The 1182-nt window shown below is 38.7% G+C and carries 1 protein-coding gene; it reads left to right on the forward strand.

What is annotated here, in order from left to right:
* Positions 1-1129, forward strand: a 1129-nt coding sequence (locus QUA34_RS30035; protein ID WP_333391162.1) for an IS5 family transposase, incomplete at its 5' end; no start/stop codon positions are given.
* Positions 1130-1182 lie beyond the last annotated feature (53 nt).

Consider the following 1182-nt stretch of genomic DNA (forward strand, 5'->3'; position numbering starts at 1 on the left):
TAATAAAGTGAACGAACGCATGGTTGAAAAAATGCGAGAAATCACGCCAATTAAACCCGAAAAAAAAAAGGATTCGGACGCCAAAAATAAGTCACCCAATCGCGGTAAGTTGATCGTAGATGCAACCTGCGCCCCAGCCGATATTAGTTATCCGACGGACTTAGGACTATTAAATAAAGCCCGAGTTCATACAGAAAAAATCATAGACATCCTGTATAAACAAATCAAAGAAAAAAAACATAAAAAACCAAGAACCTACCGTAATAATGCCAGAAAAGACTACTTAGCAGTAGCCAAACAAAGACGACCTACCGGCAACAAAAGAAGACAGGCAATTAAAAAACAACTTCAGTACATCAAAAGAAATCTAGCTCATATTGAACAGCTAATCAATTTAGGCGCGACCCTAGAAGCTTTGAATAAAAATCAATATAAAACCTTGCTAGTTCTCACAGAAGTCCTTCGCCAACAGCAGTGGTTATTTGACAACAATAAACAGAGTATTGAGGATAGAATAGTAAGTTTAAGTCAACCCCATATTCGTCCCATAGTCAGAGGAAAAGCAGGAAAAACTGTAGAGTTTGGAGCCAAACTATCAGCCAGTTGTTTTGAAGGATATGTGTTTTTAGACCGGATGAGCTGGGATAATTTTAACGAATCGGGGGACTTAAAAGCACAAGTAGAAGCTTATTATAGATTCACAGGGTATTATCCAGAGTCCGTTCATGCAGATCGGATTTACCGAAATCGGGAAAACCGAGCTTGGTGTAAAGAAAAAGGAATTAGAATTAGTGGGCCACCTTTAGGAAGACCCCCAGCAACTGTGAGTAAATCAAAAAAGAAGCAAGCCTTAGAAGATGAGAGGATTAGAAATGCGATAGAGGGCAAATTTGGACAAGGTAAACGAAGATTCGGTCTGAATCGAGTGATGGCAAAACTTGATAATACATCTGGTACAGTTATTGCAATTACTTTTTTGGTCATGAACCTTGCTACCTGGTGGCGTCGGGTTTTTTGTGTGTTTTTATGTCTATTTGGAAAAAGAACACCTGTTTTTGGGTTGAAGATAATCCCCAATTATAAATGGGGGGACTCGCTACAGAAAAAACTTATATTTAACTCTGCTTGAATATATCGTGAGCTCCTGTTCTTAGTTTGCGATCGATTATTCAGCAAACCCTA

The organism is Microcoleus sp. POL10_C6, assembly GCF_036701585.1.
GTDB lineage: Bacteria > Cyanobacteriota > Cyanobacteriia > Cyanobacteriales > Microcoleaceae > Microcoleus.